Consider the following 14,939-nt stretch of genomic DNA (forward strand, 5'->3'; position numbering starts at 1 on the left):
CCTCGCCACCGCCCACCCCCTCGAACGCCTCGACACCCTCCCGCCGTTGTGCGCCTGGATCACCGGGTCCGGGCTGGTGCCGGCCGGCACCCCGCTGACCCACGCCGGCCCGTCCTGGCCGCTCGCCTTCCGGGAACTGCGGGGCAGCGTCCGTCAGTTGGTGTCCGGGTGGCTCCACGGCGAAACGCGGCCGACGTACGATCCCGCCCTCGCCCTCGCCCACGTCAACTCCGTCGCCCGTGCCGCGCCCCCGGTCCCCCGTGCCGTACGCGCGCGGGACGGCGCGCTCGTGCGGGAGTTGGACGCGGAGCCGGAGTGCGCGGCGCTGCTCGCGGTGGTCGCGCGGGACGCGGTGGAGCTGCTCACCGATCCGGTCGCGCGGGCGGCGCTGCGGCAGTGCGCGGGGGACAGCTGCCCGATCGTGTACGTCGACATGTCCCGTGGGCGGCGCAGGCGCTGGTGTTCCAGCGAGGTCTGCGGGAACCGGGAACGGGTCGCCCGGCACCGCCGTCGCGCGGCGCTCGCCCGGACCTGACTCCTGGGCGCGGCCAAGTGGGCTGTCCGGTATGGGCTGTTCGTGACGGCACCTTCGACGTGATTTCGCTTACACGCCGTTTACCCGCGCCCGTTGCCGGGCAGGCCGGTCCGGCTCCCCGTGTGTGGGGGAAATGTAAAGAAAGAGGGGTGGGAATGTGCCCCGTTGTTCCCCTTGTCACGTCAACTCGCAGAAATCTGTCCCTCCGGTTTGAACACTCGCAGGACCACATCCGTACCGCTGGGGGAGCGACCGACTCGGGGGAACCCCCGGACACCGGAGGTGGGCGTGCGCAAGGATGCGGCCGTGGCCAATGAACGTGGATCGAGGGCCCGACATCGCATGTCCCAGCCCTCGGAGCCTGATGAGGAGCTGATGCGTGCTCTGTATCGGGAGCATGCAGGACCCCTTCTTGCGTATGTCCTGCGCCTGGTTGCCGGTGACCGGCAGCGCGCCGAGGACGTCGTGCAGGAGACACTCATCCGTGCCTGGAAGAACGCCGGTCAGCTCAACCGGGCTACCGGATCGGTACGCCCCTGGCTGGTGACGGTCGCTCGTCGCATCGTCATCGACGGCCACCGCAGCCGGCAGGCCCGGCCGCAGGAGGTCGACCCGTCGCCGCTGGAGGTCATCCCCGCGGAGGACGAGATCGACAAGGCGCTGTGGCTGATGACGCTGTCGGACGCTCTCGACGACCTGACCCCGGCCCACCGGGAGGTGCTCGTCGAGACGTATTTCAAGGGGCGTACCGTCAACGAGGCGGCCGAGACGCTGGGCATACCCAGCGGCACCGTGCGCTCACGGGTTTTCTATGCACTGCGGTCGATGAAGCTGGCGCTCGAGGAGCGGGGGGTGACGGCGTGATGAGTGTTTACGGGGGATTCGGAACGGGTGGTTCGGGTATGTCTGGCCCCATGCAGGGATCTATGCAGGGATCTCCGAGCCCGAGCGAACACGAGACCGTGGGCGCCTACGCCCTGGGGATTCTCGACGACGCCGAGGCAACCGCTTTCGAGGCGCATCTCGCCGGGTGCGAGTGGTGCGCCCAGCAGCTCGACGAACTCGCCGGGATGGAACCGATGCTGGCCGCGCTCGCGGACCTGCCGGGTGCCGGGACCCCCGCGATCGGCGAGTCCCTGTCCGCCAGGCCGGGCCCGCGACTGGTCGAGAAGCTCGTCGTCGAGGTCTCCGACCGCCGCGTCCAGAAGCGCCGGCGCAGTCTCTACATGATCGCGGCCGGCGTCGCGCTGGTCATCGGCGGACCGCTCGTGGCCGTGGCGGCCAGTGGCGGCGACGACAGCGGCGGCAGTGGCATCGAGGCGGGCGTGAGCCCCGCGAAGTCGGCCTTCGAGATGCTCTCCGACAAGGTCACCGGCACCGACCCGGGCACCAAGGTCACCGCGACCGTCGCCATGGGCGAGAAGGCCTGGGGCACCGAGGCCGTGGTCGAGCTGAAGAACGTGGCGGGTCCCAACAAGTGCTCGCTCATCGCCGTCGGCAAGAACGGCGAACGTGAGACCATCTCGTCCTGGTCCGTCCCGGAATGGGGCTACGGCCTGCCCAACGCCAAGACCGAACAGGCCAAGAACCCGCTGTACGTCCAGGGCGGCGCCGCATTCACCCCGAACGAGATCGACCACTTCGAGGTCATGACCTTCGACGGAAAGAAGCTCGTCGAGGTCGACGCGGCGTAGCCCGCAGCGGCCCCCTTCGCGTACGGTTGACGGCTGCCCAGCACGTCAGAAGGGGGCCCGGTGGCCGCTCAGGCTCAGCAGGAAACCGCGGTCGACTCGGTTCAGGACCACTCAGTTCGTGACCGTGAGATCAGCGTCGAACAAGACCATCTGGACCGGGTGTACCGGCGCCTCGAGGAGAAGATCCACGAGGCCGAGTTCCTCATGCACGACGCGGCCCGCCGCGGCCAGGTCGGCACCCCCGGTGCCCTGGCCGAGCGGGACGCGCAGGTGTTCAGGGCGGGGGTCCACCTCAACCGCCTCAACAACGAGTTCGAGGACTTCCTCTTCGGCCGGATCGACCTGCTTCCCGGCAAGGACGGCAAGAAGGGGCCCGACGGCGCCTACACCGCCGTCGAGCCCGCCGACGGCGCGATCCGCGCCGACAACACCGCCGACATCGCCGAGACGCTGCACATCGGGCGCATCGGTGTCCTCGACGAGGAGTACGCGCCGCTGGTCATCGACTGGCGGGCCCCGGCCGCCGCGCCGTTCTACCGCTCCACGCCGGTCGATCCCGGCCGGGTCGTGCGCCGCAGGGTCATCCGGTCCAAGGGCCGCCGCGTCCTCGGGGTCGAGGACGACCTGATGCGCCCGCAGCTGACGGCCCGCCTCGACGGCCGCGAGCTGCCCGTCATCGGCGACGGCGCCCTCATGGCCGCCCTCGGCCAGGCCCGCAGCCACACCATGCGCGACATCGTCGCCTCCATCCAGGCCGAACAGGACATGGTCATCCGTGCCCCGGCCGCCTCCGTCACCTACGTCGAGGGCGGCCCCGGCACCGGCAAGACCGCCGTCGCCCTGCACCGGGCCGCGTACCTCCTGTACCAGGACCGGCGCCGGTACGCGGGCGGCATCCTGATCGTCTCCCCGACCCCGCTGCTGGTGGCGTACACCGAGGGCGTCCTGCCCTCCCTCGGCGAGGAGGGCCAGGTCGCGATCCGCGCCATCGGCTCCCTGGTCGACGGCCTGGAGGCCAAGCTGTACGACTCCCCGGCGGTGGCCCGCGCGAAGGGGTCGTACCGGATGCTGAAGGTGCTGCGGAAGGCGGCGCGCGGGGCGCTCGAGGTGGGGCGGCCCCCCGGTGCGCCGTCCGGACAGCTCGCCTTCGGGGACGACGACGACGTCCGGCCGCCCGCCCCCGCCGGTACGCCCGACCGGCTGCGCGTGGTCGCCTTCGGGCGGCGGCTGGAGCTGGAGGCCGGGGACCTCGGCCGGATCAGGGAGAGCGCCCTCAGCGGCACCGCGCCGGTGAACCTGCTGCGCCCCCGCGCCCGCAAGCTCCTCCTGGACGCCCTGTGGGAGCGCTCCGGCGCCTCCGGCCGGCACAGCGACCCCGAGCTGGCCGCCGAGCTGCGCTCCTCCTTCGACGAGGACGTGACGGGCGAGGACTCCTTCATCGCGTTCCTCGACGCCTGGTGGCCCGAGCTGACCCCGAAGTCGGTCCTCGCCGCCATGTCCGACGAGCGCCGGCTCGGCCGCTGGGCCCGCCGGATCCTCAACCCCGGCGAGGTCCGCAAGGTCGCCCGCTCGCTGAAGCGCGAGGGCCACTCGGTGCACGACATCGCGATGCTCGACGAGCTCCAGGCGATCCTCGGCGCCCCGGCCCGCCCCCGCAAGAGACGCGAGTACGACCCGCTGGACCAGCTCACCGGCCTGGAGGAGCTGATGCCGGTGCGCGAGGAGACACAGCGTGAGCGGGCCGAGCGCCTCGCCCAGGAGCGCACCGAGTACGCGCACGTCATCGTCGACGAGGCCCAGGACCTCACGCCGATGCAGTGGCGCATGGTCGGCCGCCGCGGCCGGCACGCCACCTGGACGGTCGTCGGCGACCCTGCCCAGTCCTCCTGGTCCGACCCCGAGGAGGCCGCCGAGGCCCGCGACGAGGCCCTCGGCAGCCGTCCCCGCCGCCGCTTCCGGCTCACCGTGAACTACCGCAACCCCGCGGAGATCGCCGAGCTGGCCGCGAAGGTGCTGGCGCTGGCGATGCCCGGCGCCGAATCCCCGTCGGCGGTCAGGTCGACGGGGGTCGTACCCCGCTTTGTGGCTGTGACGGACACCCTGGGCGCCACCGTCCGCGCGGAGTCCCAGCGTCTCCTGGACCGGGTCGACGGCACCGTCGGCGTCGTCGTGGCCATGAACCGCCGCGAGGAGGCCCGGCGCTGGCTCGCCGGACTCGGCGACCGCGTGGTGGCCCTCGGCAGCCTGGAGGCCAAGGGCCTGGAGTACGACGCGACAGTGGTCGTCTCCCCGGCCGAGATCGCCGACGAGTCCCCGGCCGGTCTGCGGGTCCTGTACGTGGCCCTGACCAGGGCGACGCAGCAGCTCACGGTCGTCTCGGCGGACCGCGACGAACCCGACGGGAACGGGGTGCCCGATCTCCTGAGGGACTGAATCCCGAGAAGGTCCCCGCGCGGGAATGGTCTTCCGGGATCCGTTTGTTAGCCTGGGTGTGACACCGGCTCGATCCAAGCCCCCGGGCCCAACCTTCGTCGCTACGAGCGACCACTTGCCGCGAGGCGAGCATGGCGGGTCGGTGTCATAGACAGACGAAAGAGGCCCACGTCCGTGTGACGTGGGCCTCTTTCGTTGTGAACTCAACGTTCGCAACCCGGGGTGGCTAACGCCTACCCGGCAGTAGGTGCGACGATCGGACCGCATCCAGCGTCACAGGTGAAAGCAGAGGAAGTCGGCCATGGCAACGGCGCCCAGCGTCTCCTACTCGATGACGGTCCGGCTGGAGGTGCCCGCGAGCGGAACCGCGGTCTCCCAGCTCACCGGGGCCGTCGAGTCCCACGGAGGCTCGGTCACCGGCCTCGACGTCACGGCTTCCGGCCACGAGAAGCTCCGTATCGACGTCACGATCGCGGCCACCTCCACCGCGCACGCCGACGAGATCGTCGAGCAGCTCGGCGGCATCGAGGGCGTCACCCTGGGCAAGGTCTCGGACCGTACGTTCCTGATGCACCTCGGCGGCAAGATCGAGATGGCGTCCAAGCATCCGATCCGCAACCGTGACGACCTCTCGATGATCTACACGCCGGGTGTCGCCCGCGTCTGCATGGCGATCGCCGAGAACCCCGAGGACGCCCGGCGCCTCACCATCAAGCGCAACTCCGTTGCGGTCGTGACGGACGGCTCGGCCGTGCTGGGCCTCGGCAACATCGGCCCGATGGCGGCCCTGCCGGTCATGGAGGGCAAGGCCGCCCTCTTCAAGCGGTTCGCCGGCATCGACGCCTGGCCGATCTGCCTGGACACCCAGGACACGGACGCGATCGTCGAGATCGTCAAGGCGATCGCCCCGGGCTTCGCCGGCATCAACCTCGAGGACATCTCCGCCCCCCGCTGCTTCGAGATCGAGGCCCGGCTGCGCGAGGCCCTCGACATCCCGGTCTTCCACGACGACCAGCACGGCACGGCGATCGTCGTGCTCGCCTCGCTGACGAACGCCCTGCGTGTCGCGGGCAAGGCCATCGAGAACATCCGCGTCGTCATGTCCGGCGCGGGCGCGGCCGGTACGGCCATCCTCAAGCTGCTGATCGCGGCCGGCGTGAAGAACGCCGTCGTCGCCGACATCCACGGCGTGGTCCACGCGGGCCGCGAGGACCTCGTCGACGCGGCCCCCGGCTCGGCACTGCGCTGGATCGCCGACAACACCAACCCCGAGGGCCTCACGGGCACGCTCAAGGAGGCCGTGCGCGGCGCGGACGTCTTCATCGGCGTCTCCGCCCCGAACGTCCTGGACGGCGACGACGTGGCCGCCATGGCCGACGACGCGATCGTGTTCGCGCTCGCGAACCCGGACCCCGAGGTGGACCCGGCGGTCGCCCGCCAGACGGCCGCGGTCGTGGCCACCGGCCGCTCCGACTTCCCGAACCAGATCAACAACGTGCTGGTCTTCCCGGGTGTGTTCCGCGGTCTGCTGGACGCCCAGTCCCGCACCGTCAACACGGAGATGATGCTCGCCGCCGCGAAGGCCCTCGCCGAGGTGGTGACCGACGACGAGCTGAACGCGAACTACATCATCCCCAGCGTCTTCAACGACAAGGTCGCCGGCGCGGTGGCCGGGGCCGTGCGGGAGGCCGCCAAGGCCGCCGGGGCCAACGTCTGACACCCCTTGGTGTGCCGCGGTGTGCGGGGGTTGTGACGATCACCACGACGTGCCGTGGAACCGGCGCGTCGTGGAAATCTTTACGCTGAAGGCCATCTATGGTAGGCCGCCAGTCAGTGGCGCTTTTCGTGTGACTCCCAAGGGTGTTCTCACGACTCCTGCGGGTGCCGGATTGGCTTTCCCGCCGCAGGTGGGGGCAGGATGCGTGTCTGGGCGCGAGGGTCTGACAAGGGACCCGGGTCCGGGGACGTCCGAAGACCCTGGCAGCATCGGCTTCGCTGTGCCCAACATGCGGCTCCGCCGCGTGGCACGCCTCAATGGCAAGAAGAACACGGGAGTAAGAACATGAACCGCAGTGAGCTGGTGGCCGCGCTGGCCGACCGCGCCGAGGTGACCCGCAAGGACGCCGACGCCGTGCTGGCCGCGTTCGCCGAGGTCGTCGGCGACATCGTCTCCAAGGGCGACGAGAAGGTCACCATCCCCGGCTTCCTGACCTTCGAGCGCACCCACCGTGCCGCTCGCACCGCGCGGAACCCGCAGACCGGCGACCCGATCCAGATCCCGGCCGGCTTCAGCGTGAAGGTCTCCGCGGGCAGCAAGCTCAAGGAAGCGGCCAAGGGCAAGTAAGCCTCACCGGTACGCAGCGGGACGCGTACGAGGCGCCGTGAACGCCGATGGGGCGGCCACCCGGACTCGGGTGGCCGCCCCATCGGCGTACGCGGGATGTGGGCTATCCGAGTGCCTTGCCCGGCAGTTCGACCTTCGCGCCCAGCTCCACCAGCTTGTCCATGCTGTGTCTGCCCGGGGGATGACCCCCGGACCCCCAGCCGTGAACGGTGCTGTCCCTGAGGCGGAGCCCCTGAGGTGCGGTCAGCCGAGTGCCTTGCCCGGCAGTTCGACCTTCGCGCCCAGCTCCACCAGCTTGTCCATGAAGTTCTCGTAGCCGCGGTTGATCAGGTCGATGCCGTGGACCCGGGACGTGCCCTGGGCCGCGAGGGCGGCGATCAGGTACGAGAAGCCGCCGCGCAGGTCGGGGATGACCAGGTCGGCGCCCTGGAGCTTGGTCGGGCCCGACACGACCGCCGAGTGCAGGAAGTTGCGCTGGCCGAAGCGGCAGTCGGAACCGCCCAGGCACTCGCGGTACAGCTGGATGTGAGCGCCCATCTGGTTGAGCGCGGAGGTGAAGCCCAGCCGCGACTCGTAGACCGTCTCGTGGACGATGGACAGGCCCGTCGCCTGGGTGAGGGCGACGACCAGCGGCTGCTGCCAGTCGGTCTGGAAGCCCGGGTGGACGTCCGTCTCCAGGGCGATCGACTTCAACTGGCCGCCGGGGTGCCAGAAGCGGATGCCCTCGTCGTCGATCTGGAAGGCGCCACCGACCTTGCGGTAGGTGTTCAGGAACGTCATCATCGAGCGCTGCTGGGCGCCGCGGACGTAGATGTCGCCCTCGGTCGCCAGCGCCGCGGAGGCCCAGGAGGCGGCCTCCAGGCGGTCCGAGAGGGCGGCGTGGTTGTAGCCGCCGAGCTTGTCCACACCGGTGATGCGGATCGTGCGGTCGGTGTCCATCGCGATGATGGCGCCCATTTTCTGCAGGACGCAGATCAGGTCCTCGATCTCCGGCTCCACGGCCGCGTTCGCGAGTTCCGTGACGCCCTCGGCGAGGACGGCGGTCAGCAGCACCTGCTCGGTGGCGCCGACGGACGGGTACGGCAGCACGATCTTCGTGCCGCGCAGCCGCTGCGGGGCCTCCAGGTACTGGCCGTCGTCCCGCTTCTCGATCTTCGCGCCGAACTGCCGCAGCACGTCGAAGTGGAAGTCGATGGGCCGGCCGCCGATGTCGCAGCCGCCCAGACCCGGGATGAAGGCGTGACCGAGGCGGTGCAGCAGCGGGCCGCAGAACAGGATCGGGATCCGGCTCGACCCCGCGTGCGCGTCGATGTCGGCGACGTTGGCGCTCTCGACGTAGGTCGGGTCGAGCACCAGCTCACCCGGCTCCTCGCCCGGACGGACCGTCACCCCGTGCAATTGCAGGAGCCCGCGTACGACCCGCACGTCACGGATGTCCGGAACGTTGCGCAGTCGGCTCGGCTCACTGCCCAGCAGGGCGGCGACCATGGCCTTCGGTACGAGGTTCTTCGCACCACGGACACGGATCTCGCCCTGAAGCGGGGTTCCGCCGTGGACAAGCAGGACGTCGTCTGAGCCGTTGACGGTCATGTATCTCGCGTTCCGTGGAGTGGGGCAGGGCCGAAGAGGACAGAGTAATCGCCGTGGGGCCCCGTCCCGTAAGCCCGAGGACGCCTCAGGGACGTCATAGCTGTGTCACAACACGAACCGTTGGCCGCCGGGCACATGGCGTCACGGCGGCCCCGGCCGGAGTGCCCGTGCGCCCGGACCGCCTCCATGCGCCCGGCCTGCCCTCACTCCGGTACCCCGGTTGCCTCCCCACGCGTGGGGAAGATGGGGGATCATGTCTGGCATGACCGAGGTGTCCTCGCTCACAGGGCGGCTGCTCGTGGCGACCCCCGCCCTGGCGGACCCGAACTTCGACCGCGCGGTGGTGCTCCTTCTCGACCACGACGAGGAGGGCTCGCTCGGTGTCGTCCTCAACCGCCCTACGCCGGTGGGCGTCGTGGACATCCTGGAGGACTGGGCGGACCTCACCGGTGAACCGGGTGTCGTCTTCCAGGGCGGCCCGGTCTCCCTGGACTCGGCGCTGGGCGTCGCCGTGATCCCCGGCGGCACCGCCGTGGACGGCGCGCCGCTCGGCTGGCGGCGGGTGCACGGGGCGATCGGCCTCGTCGATCTGGAGGCCCCGCCGGAGCTGCTCGCCTCGGCCCTCGGTTCCCTGCGCATCTTCGCCGGGTACGCCGGCTGGGGCCCCGGCCAGCTGGAGGACGAGCTGGTGGAGGGCGCCTGGTACGTGGTGGAGTCCGAGCCCGGTGACGTGTCCTCGCCGTCCCCGGAGACCCTCTGGCGCGAGGTCCTGCGCCGTCAGCGCAACGAGCTGGCGATGGTGGCGACGTACCCGGACGACCCTTCGCTCAACTGACGGGTGTGACCTTCAGTACCCTTGGCGGTATGAGCACTCTTGAGCCCGAGCGCGGCACCGGAACGGGGACCCTCGTAGAGCCGACGCCGCAGGTGTCGCACGGCGACGGTGACCACGAGCGCTTCGCGCACTACGTCCAGAAGGACAAGATCATGGCGAGCGCGCTCGACGGGACTCCCGTCGTGGCGCTCTGCGGCAAGGTGTGGGTGCCCGGCCGCGACCCGAAGAAGTACCCGGTGTGTCCCATGTGCAAGGAGATCTACGAGTCCATGGGTTCCGGTGGCGACGACGGCAAGGGCAAGGGCAAGGGCGACAAGTAGCCGGTAGTCCGGCGGCCGTCCGATTTTCCCGGAGGCCTTCGAGGTGTGCTTCGCGCACCTCGAAGGCCTCCGTGCCGTTTTGCGGCCGGGGTCGCGTTGCACGGGGTGCGTCGCCCGGTCACAGAGTGGTGGAGACCTCTTGTGGTGGCGTTCGCGAAGTCCCTAGCCTCCCGAGTGTTGTGCGCAGCGAAACTGCTATTGCGCATGTTGCAACGGTGCTGGTCTTCTTCGTACTCGTACAGCGACGACTCGTCTCCGGCCTCGGCGGAGCGGTGAAGGACTGACGTGACTTCAGGAAACGAGATCATTCCGGCGCCGCGCGCCGTCGAGGGCCCCACGCGGTGCGGAGTCCTGCTGGACGACTCCACCGTCCTGTGGGCCGCGCCCGGCACCGGGAGCACCGAACGCTGGCTGCGGGCCACGCTCGGCGCCGCCCTCGGCCTGCCGCTGCCGCCCGGCCCCGCGGAGGCCCGGGGCGGCGTACGGCTGCTCCTCGACGACACGCTGGAGCCCGAGTCGTACCGGCTGAGCGTCATCGCCGACCGGGGCGTCGAGATCCGCGGCGGCGACCCGGCCGGCGTCTTCTGGGGGGCGCAGACGCTGCGTCAGCTCCTCGGCCCCGAGGCGTTCCGGCGCGCCCCGGTGCGGCCGGGAACGCGGTACGGCGTCCCGCACCAGATCATCGAGGACGGCCCGCGTTTCCCCTGGCGCGGTCTGCTCCTCGACGTGGCCCGGCACTTCATGCCCAAGGAAGGCGTCCTGCGCTACCTGGACCTGATGGCCGCGCACAAACTCAACGTCCTCCACCTCCATCTGACCGACGACCAGGGCTGGCGCGTCGAGATCGAGCGGCACCCCCGGCTGACCGAGGTCGGCTCCTGGCGCTCCCGCACCAAATTCGGCCACCGTGCCTCACCGCTGTGGGACGAGCGGCCGCACGGCGGCTTCTACACCCAGGACGACATCCGCGAGATCGTCGCCTACGCCGCCGAGCGGCATATCACCGTCGTCCCCGAGATCGACGTCCCCGGTCACTCCCAGGCGGCCATCGCCGCGTATCCCGAACTCGGCAACACCGATGTCGTCGACACCCGTTCCCTCTCCGTCTGGGACACCTGGGGGATCAACCCGAACGTACTCGCCCCCACCGACAACACCCTGCGCTTCTACGAGGACGTCTTCGAGGAGATCCTCGCGCTCTTCCCGTCGGAGTTCGTTCACGTCGGCGGCGACGAATGCCCCAAGGAGCAGTGGCGCGACTCACCCACCGCGCAGGCCCGCATCCGGGAACTCGGTCTCGCCGGCGAGGACGGACTCCAGGCCTGGTTCGTCGGGCACTTCGACACCTGGCTCGCCGCGCGCGGGCGCCGGCTCATCGGCTGGGACGAGATCCTGGAGGGCGGCCTCGCCGACGGTGCCGCCGTGTCCTCCTGGCGCGGATACGCGGGCGGGATCGCCGCCGCGCGCGCGGGACACGACGTCGTCATGTGTCCCGAGCAGCACGTGTACCTGGACCACCGGCAGGACGGCGGCGCCGAGGAGCCCGTGCCGATCGGCTACGTGCGCACTCTGGAGGACGTCTACCGGTTCGAGCCCGTGCCGCCCGGGTTGACGCCCGAGGAGGCGGCACACGTGCTGGGCGCCCAGGCCAACGTGTGGACCGAGGCGATGGAGGACCCCGCGCGCGTCGACTACCAGGTCTTCCCCCGGCTCGCGGCCTTCGCCGAGGTCGCCTGGAGCCGGCTGCCCGCGCCGGAGCGGCGGGACTTCGCCGGTTTCGAGCGGCGGATGGTGGCCCACTACGAGCGGCTCGACGCCCTGGGCGTCGGCTACCGGCCGCCGGGCGGTCCGAAGCCCTGGCAGAAGCGGCCGGGCGTGCTCGGCCGGCCGATCGAGGGGACGCCCCCGATGCGCTGACCCGTACCGCCGACGTCGGTCACGGAAAAACCCCGGCAGGATCACCGAAGAGTGGCAATTCGTGCACACCGGTGATGCCGTGCGAAAACGGACCATCTCCCTTATGGGGTGGGCGAATGCCTCCTGGCGGACCCCCGCGTCCGGGCCTTGCGAAGATGTGCCAGAGTTGCCACGTCCGCCCTGTCAGCACGTACCGTACGGCAGCACAGGTGGGACCAGGTGGGGCAGCGGGAAGGGGCAGCCGGTTTTGACCACGCACGCACCGCAGGCGGGGCAGGCCGTCACGCTGCCCGCGACCCTGGACGAAGCCGTGGCGGCACTCGCCGTCACACCGGCCGCCGTGCCCGTGGCGGGCGGCACCGACCTGATGGCCGCCGTCAACTCCGGCCAGCTCAGGCCCGCGGCCCTGGTCGGCCTCGGCCGCATCAGCGAGATCCGCGGCTGGCAGTACCAGGACGGGCACGCCCTGCTCGGCGCCGGACTCACCCACGCCCGCATGGGCCGCCCCGACTTCGCCGCCCTCATCCCGGCACTCGCCGCCGCCGCGCGCGCGGCGGGCCCGCCGCACATCCGCAACGCGGGCACCCTGGGCGGCAACATCGCCTCCGCCGCCCCCACGGGCGACGCGCTGCCCGTGCTGGCCGCGCTGGAGGCGACCCTGATCATCGCCGGGCCGGGCGGCCTGCGCCGCGAGATCCCGGTGTCGCACCTGCTGGCCGGCATGGACATGCTGCGCGGCGGAGAACTCATCGGGTTCGTGCGCGTGCCCCTGCTGCACGCCCCCCAGGTCTTCCTGAAGGCGACCGGCCGCACCGGCCCCGGGCGGGCCGTCGCCTCCGTCGCCCTCGTCCTCGACCCCGCCCGGCGCGGAGTCCGGTGCGCGGTCGGCGCCATAGCGCCGATGCCGCTGCGCCCCCTGGAGGCCGAGCAGTGGGTCGCCCGGCTCATCGACTGGGACAACAACCGGGCCCTCGTACCCGAGGCGCTGACCGCCTTCGGCGAATACGTCGCCGCCGCCTGCATCCCGGACGCCGTCCCCGCCGAGGACGGCTCCGCGCAACCGCTACCGCCCGCCGTACTGCACCTGCGGCGCACCGTCGCCGCACTGGCCCGACGAGCACTGGGGAGGGCACTGTCATGACCGACGACCAGCACGGACAGGGCGCGCCGCCGGGCGGCGGGCGCTGGGACCCGCTGCCCCAGGGCGACTACGACGACGGCGCCACCGCCTTCGTGAAGCTCCCCGAGGGCGGCATCGAGGCCCTGCTGGCCGCCCGCGGCGACGGCAGCCCGCTCGCGGCGCCGGGCCACGGCTACGTGCCCCCGCAGATCGAGGCGACGCACGACGGGAGCGACCCCGCGGCATCCGGCAACGGCGCCTGGGCGGCCCCCGCGGCCGGCACCGACTGGCCGGCACCAGCCGCTGGGACGGCAGGCGGCGACCAGTTCACGTACAACCCGGGCGCCACCGGTCAGTGGACCTTCGACGACAGCAACGCGCCCGCCGAGCCCGCGCCCGGCCACGACGTGACCGGCCAGTGGTCGATCCCCGTCGCGGGCGGCGATCTGCCCGACGAGTCTGGCGAGTTCACCACCTCGGCACTGGTCGAGCAGTGGGGCGGCGGCACACCGCCGGCCACCCTGCCGGGCGGCGCGTCCGCGCCCTGGGCGACGGAGCCCGCGCCGGACGAGCGGTCCTGGGGCCCGGAGACCGACGGGACCGGCGCGCCCCTTGCCGAGGCCGCGGGCGTACGACCCGACGCGCCCGCCTTCGGCCACGCCCCGCGGCCCGACACCACGGGCCCCGCGGCCCACGAGCACCCGGCCCCGCACGAGCAGCAGCCGCCCGGACGGCCGTACGAGGACGGGCCCGGCCCCGTGGAGGCCCACCGGCCGCCCTCCGAGGCCGCCGAGGACCCCAGAGGCCCCGAGGCCGCTCACGAGCCCGCAGAAGCCGCCGAGGACCCCCGGTCCGCGGCGGCCCCGGACACCGTCGGAGAACACCCCGAGCAGGCCGACGCCGACGCGTCGTCCACGCGCGTGGACGACGACCCGCAGACGGAGGCGGAGCCCGAGCCGGAGGCGGCGCCCCACCACGACGACCACCCCCTCGCCTCCTACGTCCTGCGCGTCAACGGCTCCGACCGGCCCGTCACCGACGCCTGGATCGGCGAGTCCCTGCTCTACGTCCTGCGCGAGCGGCTCGGACTCGCCGGCGCCAAGGACGGCTGCTCCCAGGGCGAGTGCGGGGCCTGCAACGTCCAGGTGGACGGGCGCCTCGTCGCCTCCTGCCTGGTCCCGGCCGTCACCACCGCCGGCAGCGAGATCCGCACCGTCGAGGGCCTCGCCGTCGACGGACAGCCCTCCGACGTGCAGCGGGCGCTCGCCCGCTGCGGGGCGGTGCAGTGCGGCTTCTGCGTGCCCGGCATGGCGATGACCGTGCACGACCTGCTGGAGGGCAACCCCGCGCCCACCGAGCTGGAGGCCCGCCAGGCGCTCTGCGGCAACCTGTGCCGCTGCTCCGGCTACCGGGGCGTCCTCCAGGCCGTCCAGGACGTCGTCGCCGAACGCGAGGCGCACTCCGCGGCGGACGCCGAGTCGGACGGCGACGAGGCACGTATTCCCCACCAGGCGGGTCCCGGTGGCGGTGGCATCCACGCCTCCGCCTTCGAGAACCCCGCGCAGCCCCACCCGCACGACCCGGCGTACGGCCAGGACGGAGGCCACTCGTGACCAGCGAAGCAGCCACCGCGGCAGGCCCCGCGGAGGCCGCCCCGGCCCCCGAGCCGATCCCGCACGGCCTCGGCGCCTCCCTGCCGGCCGCCGACGCCCGCGCCAAGACCGAGGGCACCTTCCCGTACGCGGCCGACCTCTGGGCCGAAGGCCTGCTCTGGGCGGCCGTACTGCGCTCCCCGCACGCGCACGCGCGCATCGTCTCCATCGACACCACCCACGCGCGCGAGATGCCCGGCGTACGCGCCGTCGTCACGCACGAGGACGTGCCCGGCAGACCGGTGCACGGACGCGGCCCGGCGGCCGACCGCCCGGTGTTCGCCTCCGAGGTCGTACGCCATCACGGCGAGCCGATCGCGGCCGTCGCCGCCGACCACCCCGACACCGCGCGCATGGCCGCCGCGGCCGTCATCGTCGAGTACGAGGTGCTCGATCCGGTCATCGACCCCGAACTCGCCTTCGAGGCCGAGCCGCTGCACCCCGACGGCAACCTGATCCGGCACATCCCGCTGCACCACGGCGACCCGGCCGCGGCCGG

12 protein-coding genes and 1 pseudogene are annotated in these 14,939 nt (G+C 72.0%); 12 read left to right on the forward strand and 1 reads right to left on the reverse strand.

Annotated elements, in window-relative coordinates:
• The 6 genes from BZL64_RS19610 to BZL64_RS19635 all read left to right on the forward strand — a co-directional run.
• Window positions 1-535, forward strand: a 535-nt coding sequence (locus BZL64_RS19610; RefSeq protein ID WP_107430324.1) for a CGNR zinc finger domain-containing protein, incomplete at its 5' end; no start/stop codon positions are given.
• 342 nt (window positions 536-877) lie between these two features.
• On the forward strand, window positions 878-1,399 hold the full coding sequence (locus BZL64_RS19615; protein WP_010039908.1) for a sigma-70 family RNA polymerase sigma factor: 522 nt from the start codon (window positions 878-880) through the stop codon (window positions 1,397-1,399).
• The gene (locus BZL64_RS19620; RefSeq protein ID WP_086770496.1) at window positions 1,399-2,229 is read left to right on the forward strand and encodes an anti-sigma factor family protein; all 831 of its coding nucleotides are present in this window, start codon (window positions 1,399-1,401) and stop codon (window positions 2,227-2,229) included. The genes BZL64_RS19615 and BZL64_RS19620 overlap by 1 nt, the downstream gene beginning before the upstream one ends.
• Before the next feature lie 60 nt (window positions 2,230-2,289).
• Window positions 2,290-4,662: a HelD family protein gene (locus BZL64_RS19625; RefSeq protein ID WP_086770497.1), complete on the forward strand. Its 2,373-nt coding sequence runs from the start codon at window positions 2,290-2,292 to the stop codon at window positions 4,660-4,662.
• 301 nt (window positions 4,663-4,963) lie between these two features.
• Window positions 4,964-6,379: an NAD-dependent malic enzyme gene (locus tag BZL64_RS19630; RefSeq protein WP_086770498.1), complete on the forward strand. Its 1,416-nt coding sequence runs from the start codon at window positions 4,964-4,966 to the stop codon at window positions 6,377-6,379.
• A 345-nt stretch (window positions 6,380-6,724) separates the two neighbouring features.
• Complete coding sequence (locus BZL64_RS19635) at window positions 6,725-7,006, forward strand: HU family DNA-binding protein (protein ID WP_086770499.1); 282 nt, start codon at window positions 6,725-6,727, stop codon at window positions 7,004-7,006.
• Between the two features lie 243 nt (window positions 7,007-7,249).
• Here BZL64_RS19635 and murA read toward each other — a convergent pair whose 3' ends face one another.
• Window positions 7,250-8,596, reverse strand: coding sequence for a UDP-N-acetylglucosamine 1-carboxyvinyltransferase (murA, locus tag BZL64_RS19640; RefSeq protein ID WP_086770500.1), 1,347 nt, complete (start codon window positions 8,594-8,596; stop codon window positions 7,250-7,252).
• Between the two features lie 262 nt (window positions 8,597-8,858).
• Between murA and BZL64_RS19645 the strand changes: the two genes are divergently transcribed.
• From BZL64_RS19645 to BZL64_RS19670, 6 genes and pseudogenes are all read left to right on the forward strand, one after another.
• A complete protein-coding gene (locus BZL64_RS19645; protein WP_086770501.1) occupies window positions 8,859-9,431 on the forward strand; it encodes a YqgE/AlgH family protein in 573 nt (190 codons plus the stop codon).
• 29 nt (window positions 9,432-9,460) lie between these two features.
• Window positions 9,461-9,751: a DUF3039 domain-containing protein gene (locus BZL64_RS19650; protein WP_086770502.1), complete on the forward strand. Its 291-nt coding sequence runs from the start codon at window positions 9,461-9,463 to the stop codon at window positions 9,749-9,751.
• 285 nt (window positions 9,752-10,036) lie between these two features.
• Window positions 10,037-11,668, forward strand: a complete 1,632-nt coding sequence (locus BZL64_RS19655) for a beta-N-acetylhexosaminidase (protein ID WP_086770503.1) — start codon at window positions 10,037-10,039, stop codon at window positions 11,666-11,668.
• 247 nt (window positions 11,669-11,915) lie between these two features.
• Window positions 11,916-12,809, forward strand: a complete 894-nt coding sequence (locus BZL64_RS19660) for an FAD binding domain-containing protein (protein WP_086770504.1) — start codon at window positions 11,916-11,918, stop codon at window positions 12,807-12,809.
• The gene (locus tag BZL64_RS19665) at window positions 12,806-14,401 is read left to right on the forward strand and encodes a 2Fe-2S iron-sulfur cluster-binding protein (RefSeq protein WP_086770505.1); all 1,596 of its coding nucleotides are present in this window, start codon (window positions 12,806-12,808) and stop codon (window positions 14,399-14,401) included. Before BZL64_RS19660 ends, BZL64_RS19665 begins: the two co-directional genes overlap by 4 nt.
• Window positions 14,398-14,939: pseudogene (locus BZL64_RS19670) on the forward strand (oxidoreductase); the annotation flags it as partial. The gene BZL64_RS19665 and the pseudogene BZL64_RS19670, both read left to right, overlap by 4 nt.

This window comes from Streptomyces bobili (genome assembly GCF_002154575.1).
GTDB classification, from domain to species: domain Bacteria; phylum Actinomycetota; class Actinomycetes; order Streptomycetales; family Streptomycetaceae; genus Streptomyces; species Streptomyces bobili.

Coding starts and splice junctions, on each gene's coding strand:
- BZL64_RS19665 (WP_086770505.1), top strand. CDS start 12,806: ATGACCGACGACCAGCACGGACAGGGCGCGCCGCCGGGCGGCGGGCGC.
- BZL64_RS19650 (WP_086770502.1), top strand. CDS start 9,461: ATGAGCACTCTTGAGCCCGAGCGCGGCACCGGAACGGGGACCCTCGTA.
- BZL64_RS19645 (WP_086770501.1), top strand. CDS start 8,859: ATGACCGAGGTGTCCTCGCTCACAGGGCGGCTGCTCGTGGCGACCCCC.
- BZL64_RS19615 (WP_010039908.1), top strand. CDS start 878: ATGTCCCAGCCCTCGGAGCCTGATGAGGAGCTGATGCGTGCTCTGTAT.
- BZL64_RS19635 (WP_086770499.1), top strand. CDS start 6,725: ATGAACCGCAGTGAGCTGGTGGCCGCGCTGGCCGACCGCGCCGAGGTG.
- BZL64_RS19620 (WP_086770496.1), top strand. CDS start 1,399: ATGAGTGTTTACGGGGGATTCGGAACGGGTGGTTCGGGTATGTCTGGC.
- BZL64_RS19630 (WP_086770498.1), top strand. CDS start 4,964: ATGGCAACGGCGCCCAGCGTCTCCTACTCGATGACGGTCCGGCTGGAG.
- murA (WP_086770500.1), bottom strand. CDS start 8,596: ATGACCGTCAACGGCTCAGACGACGTCCTGCTTGTCCACGGCGGAACC.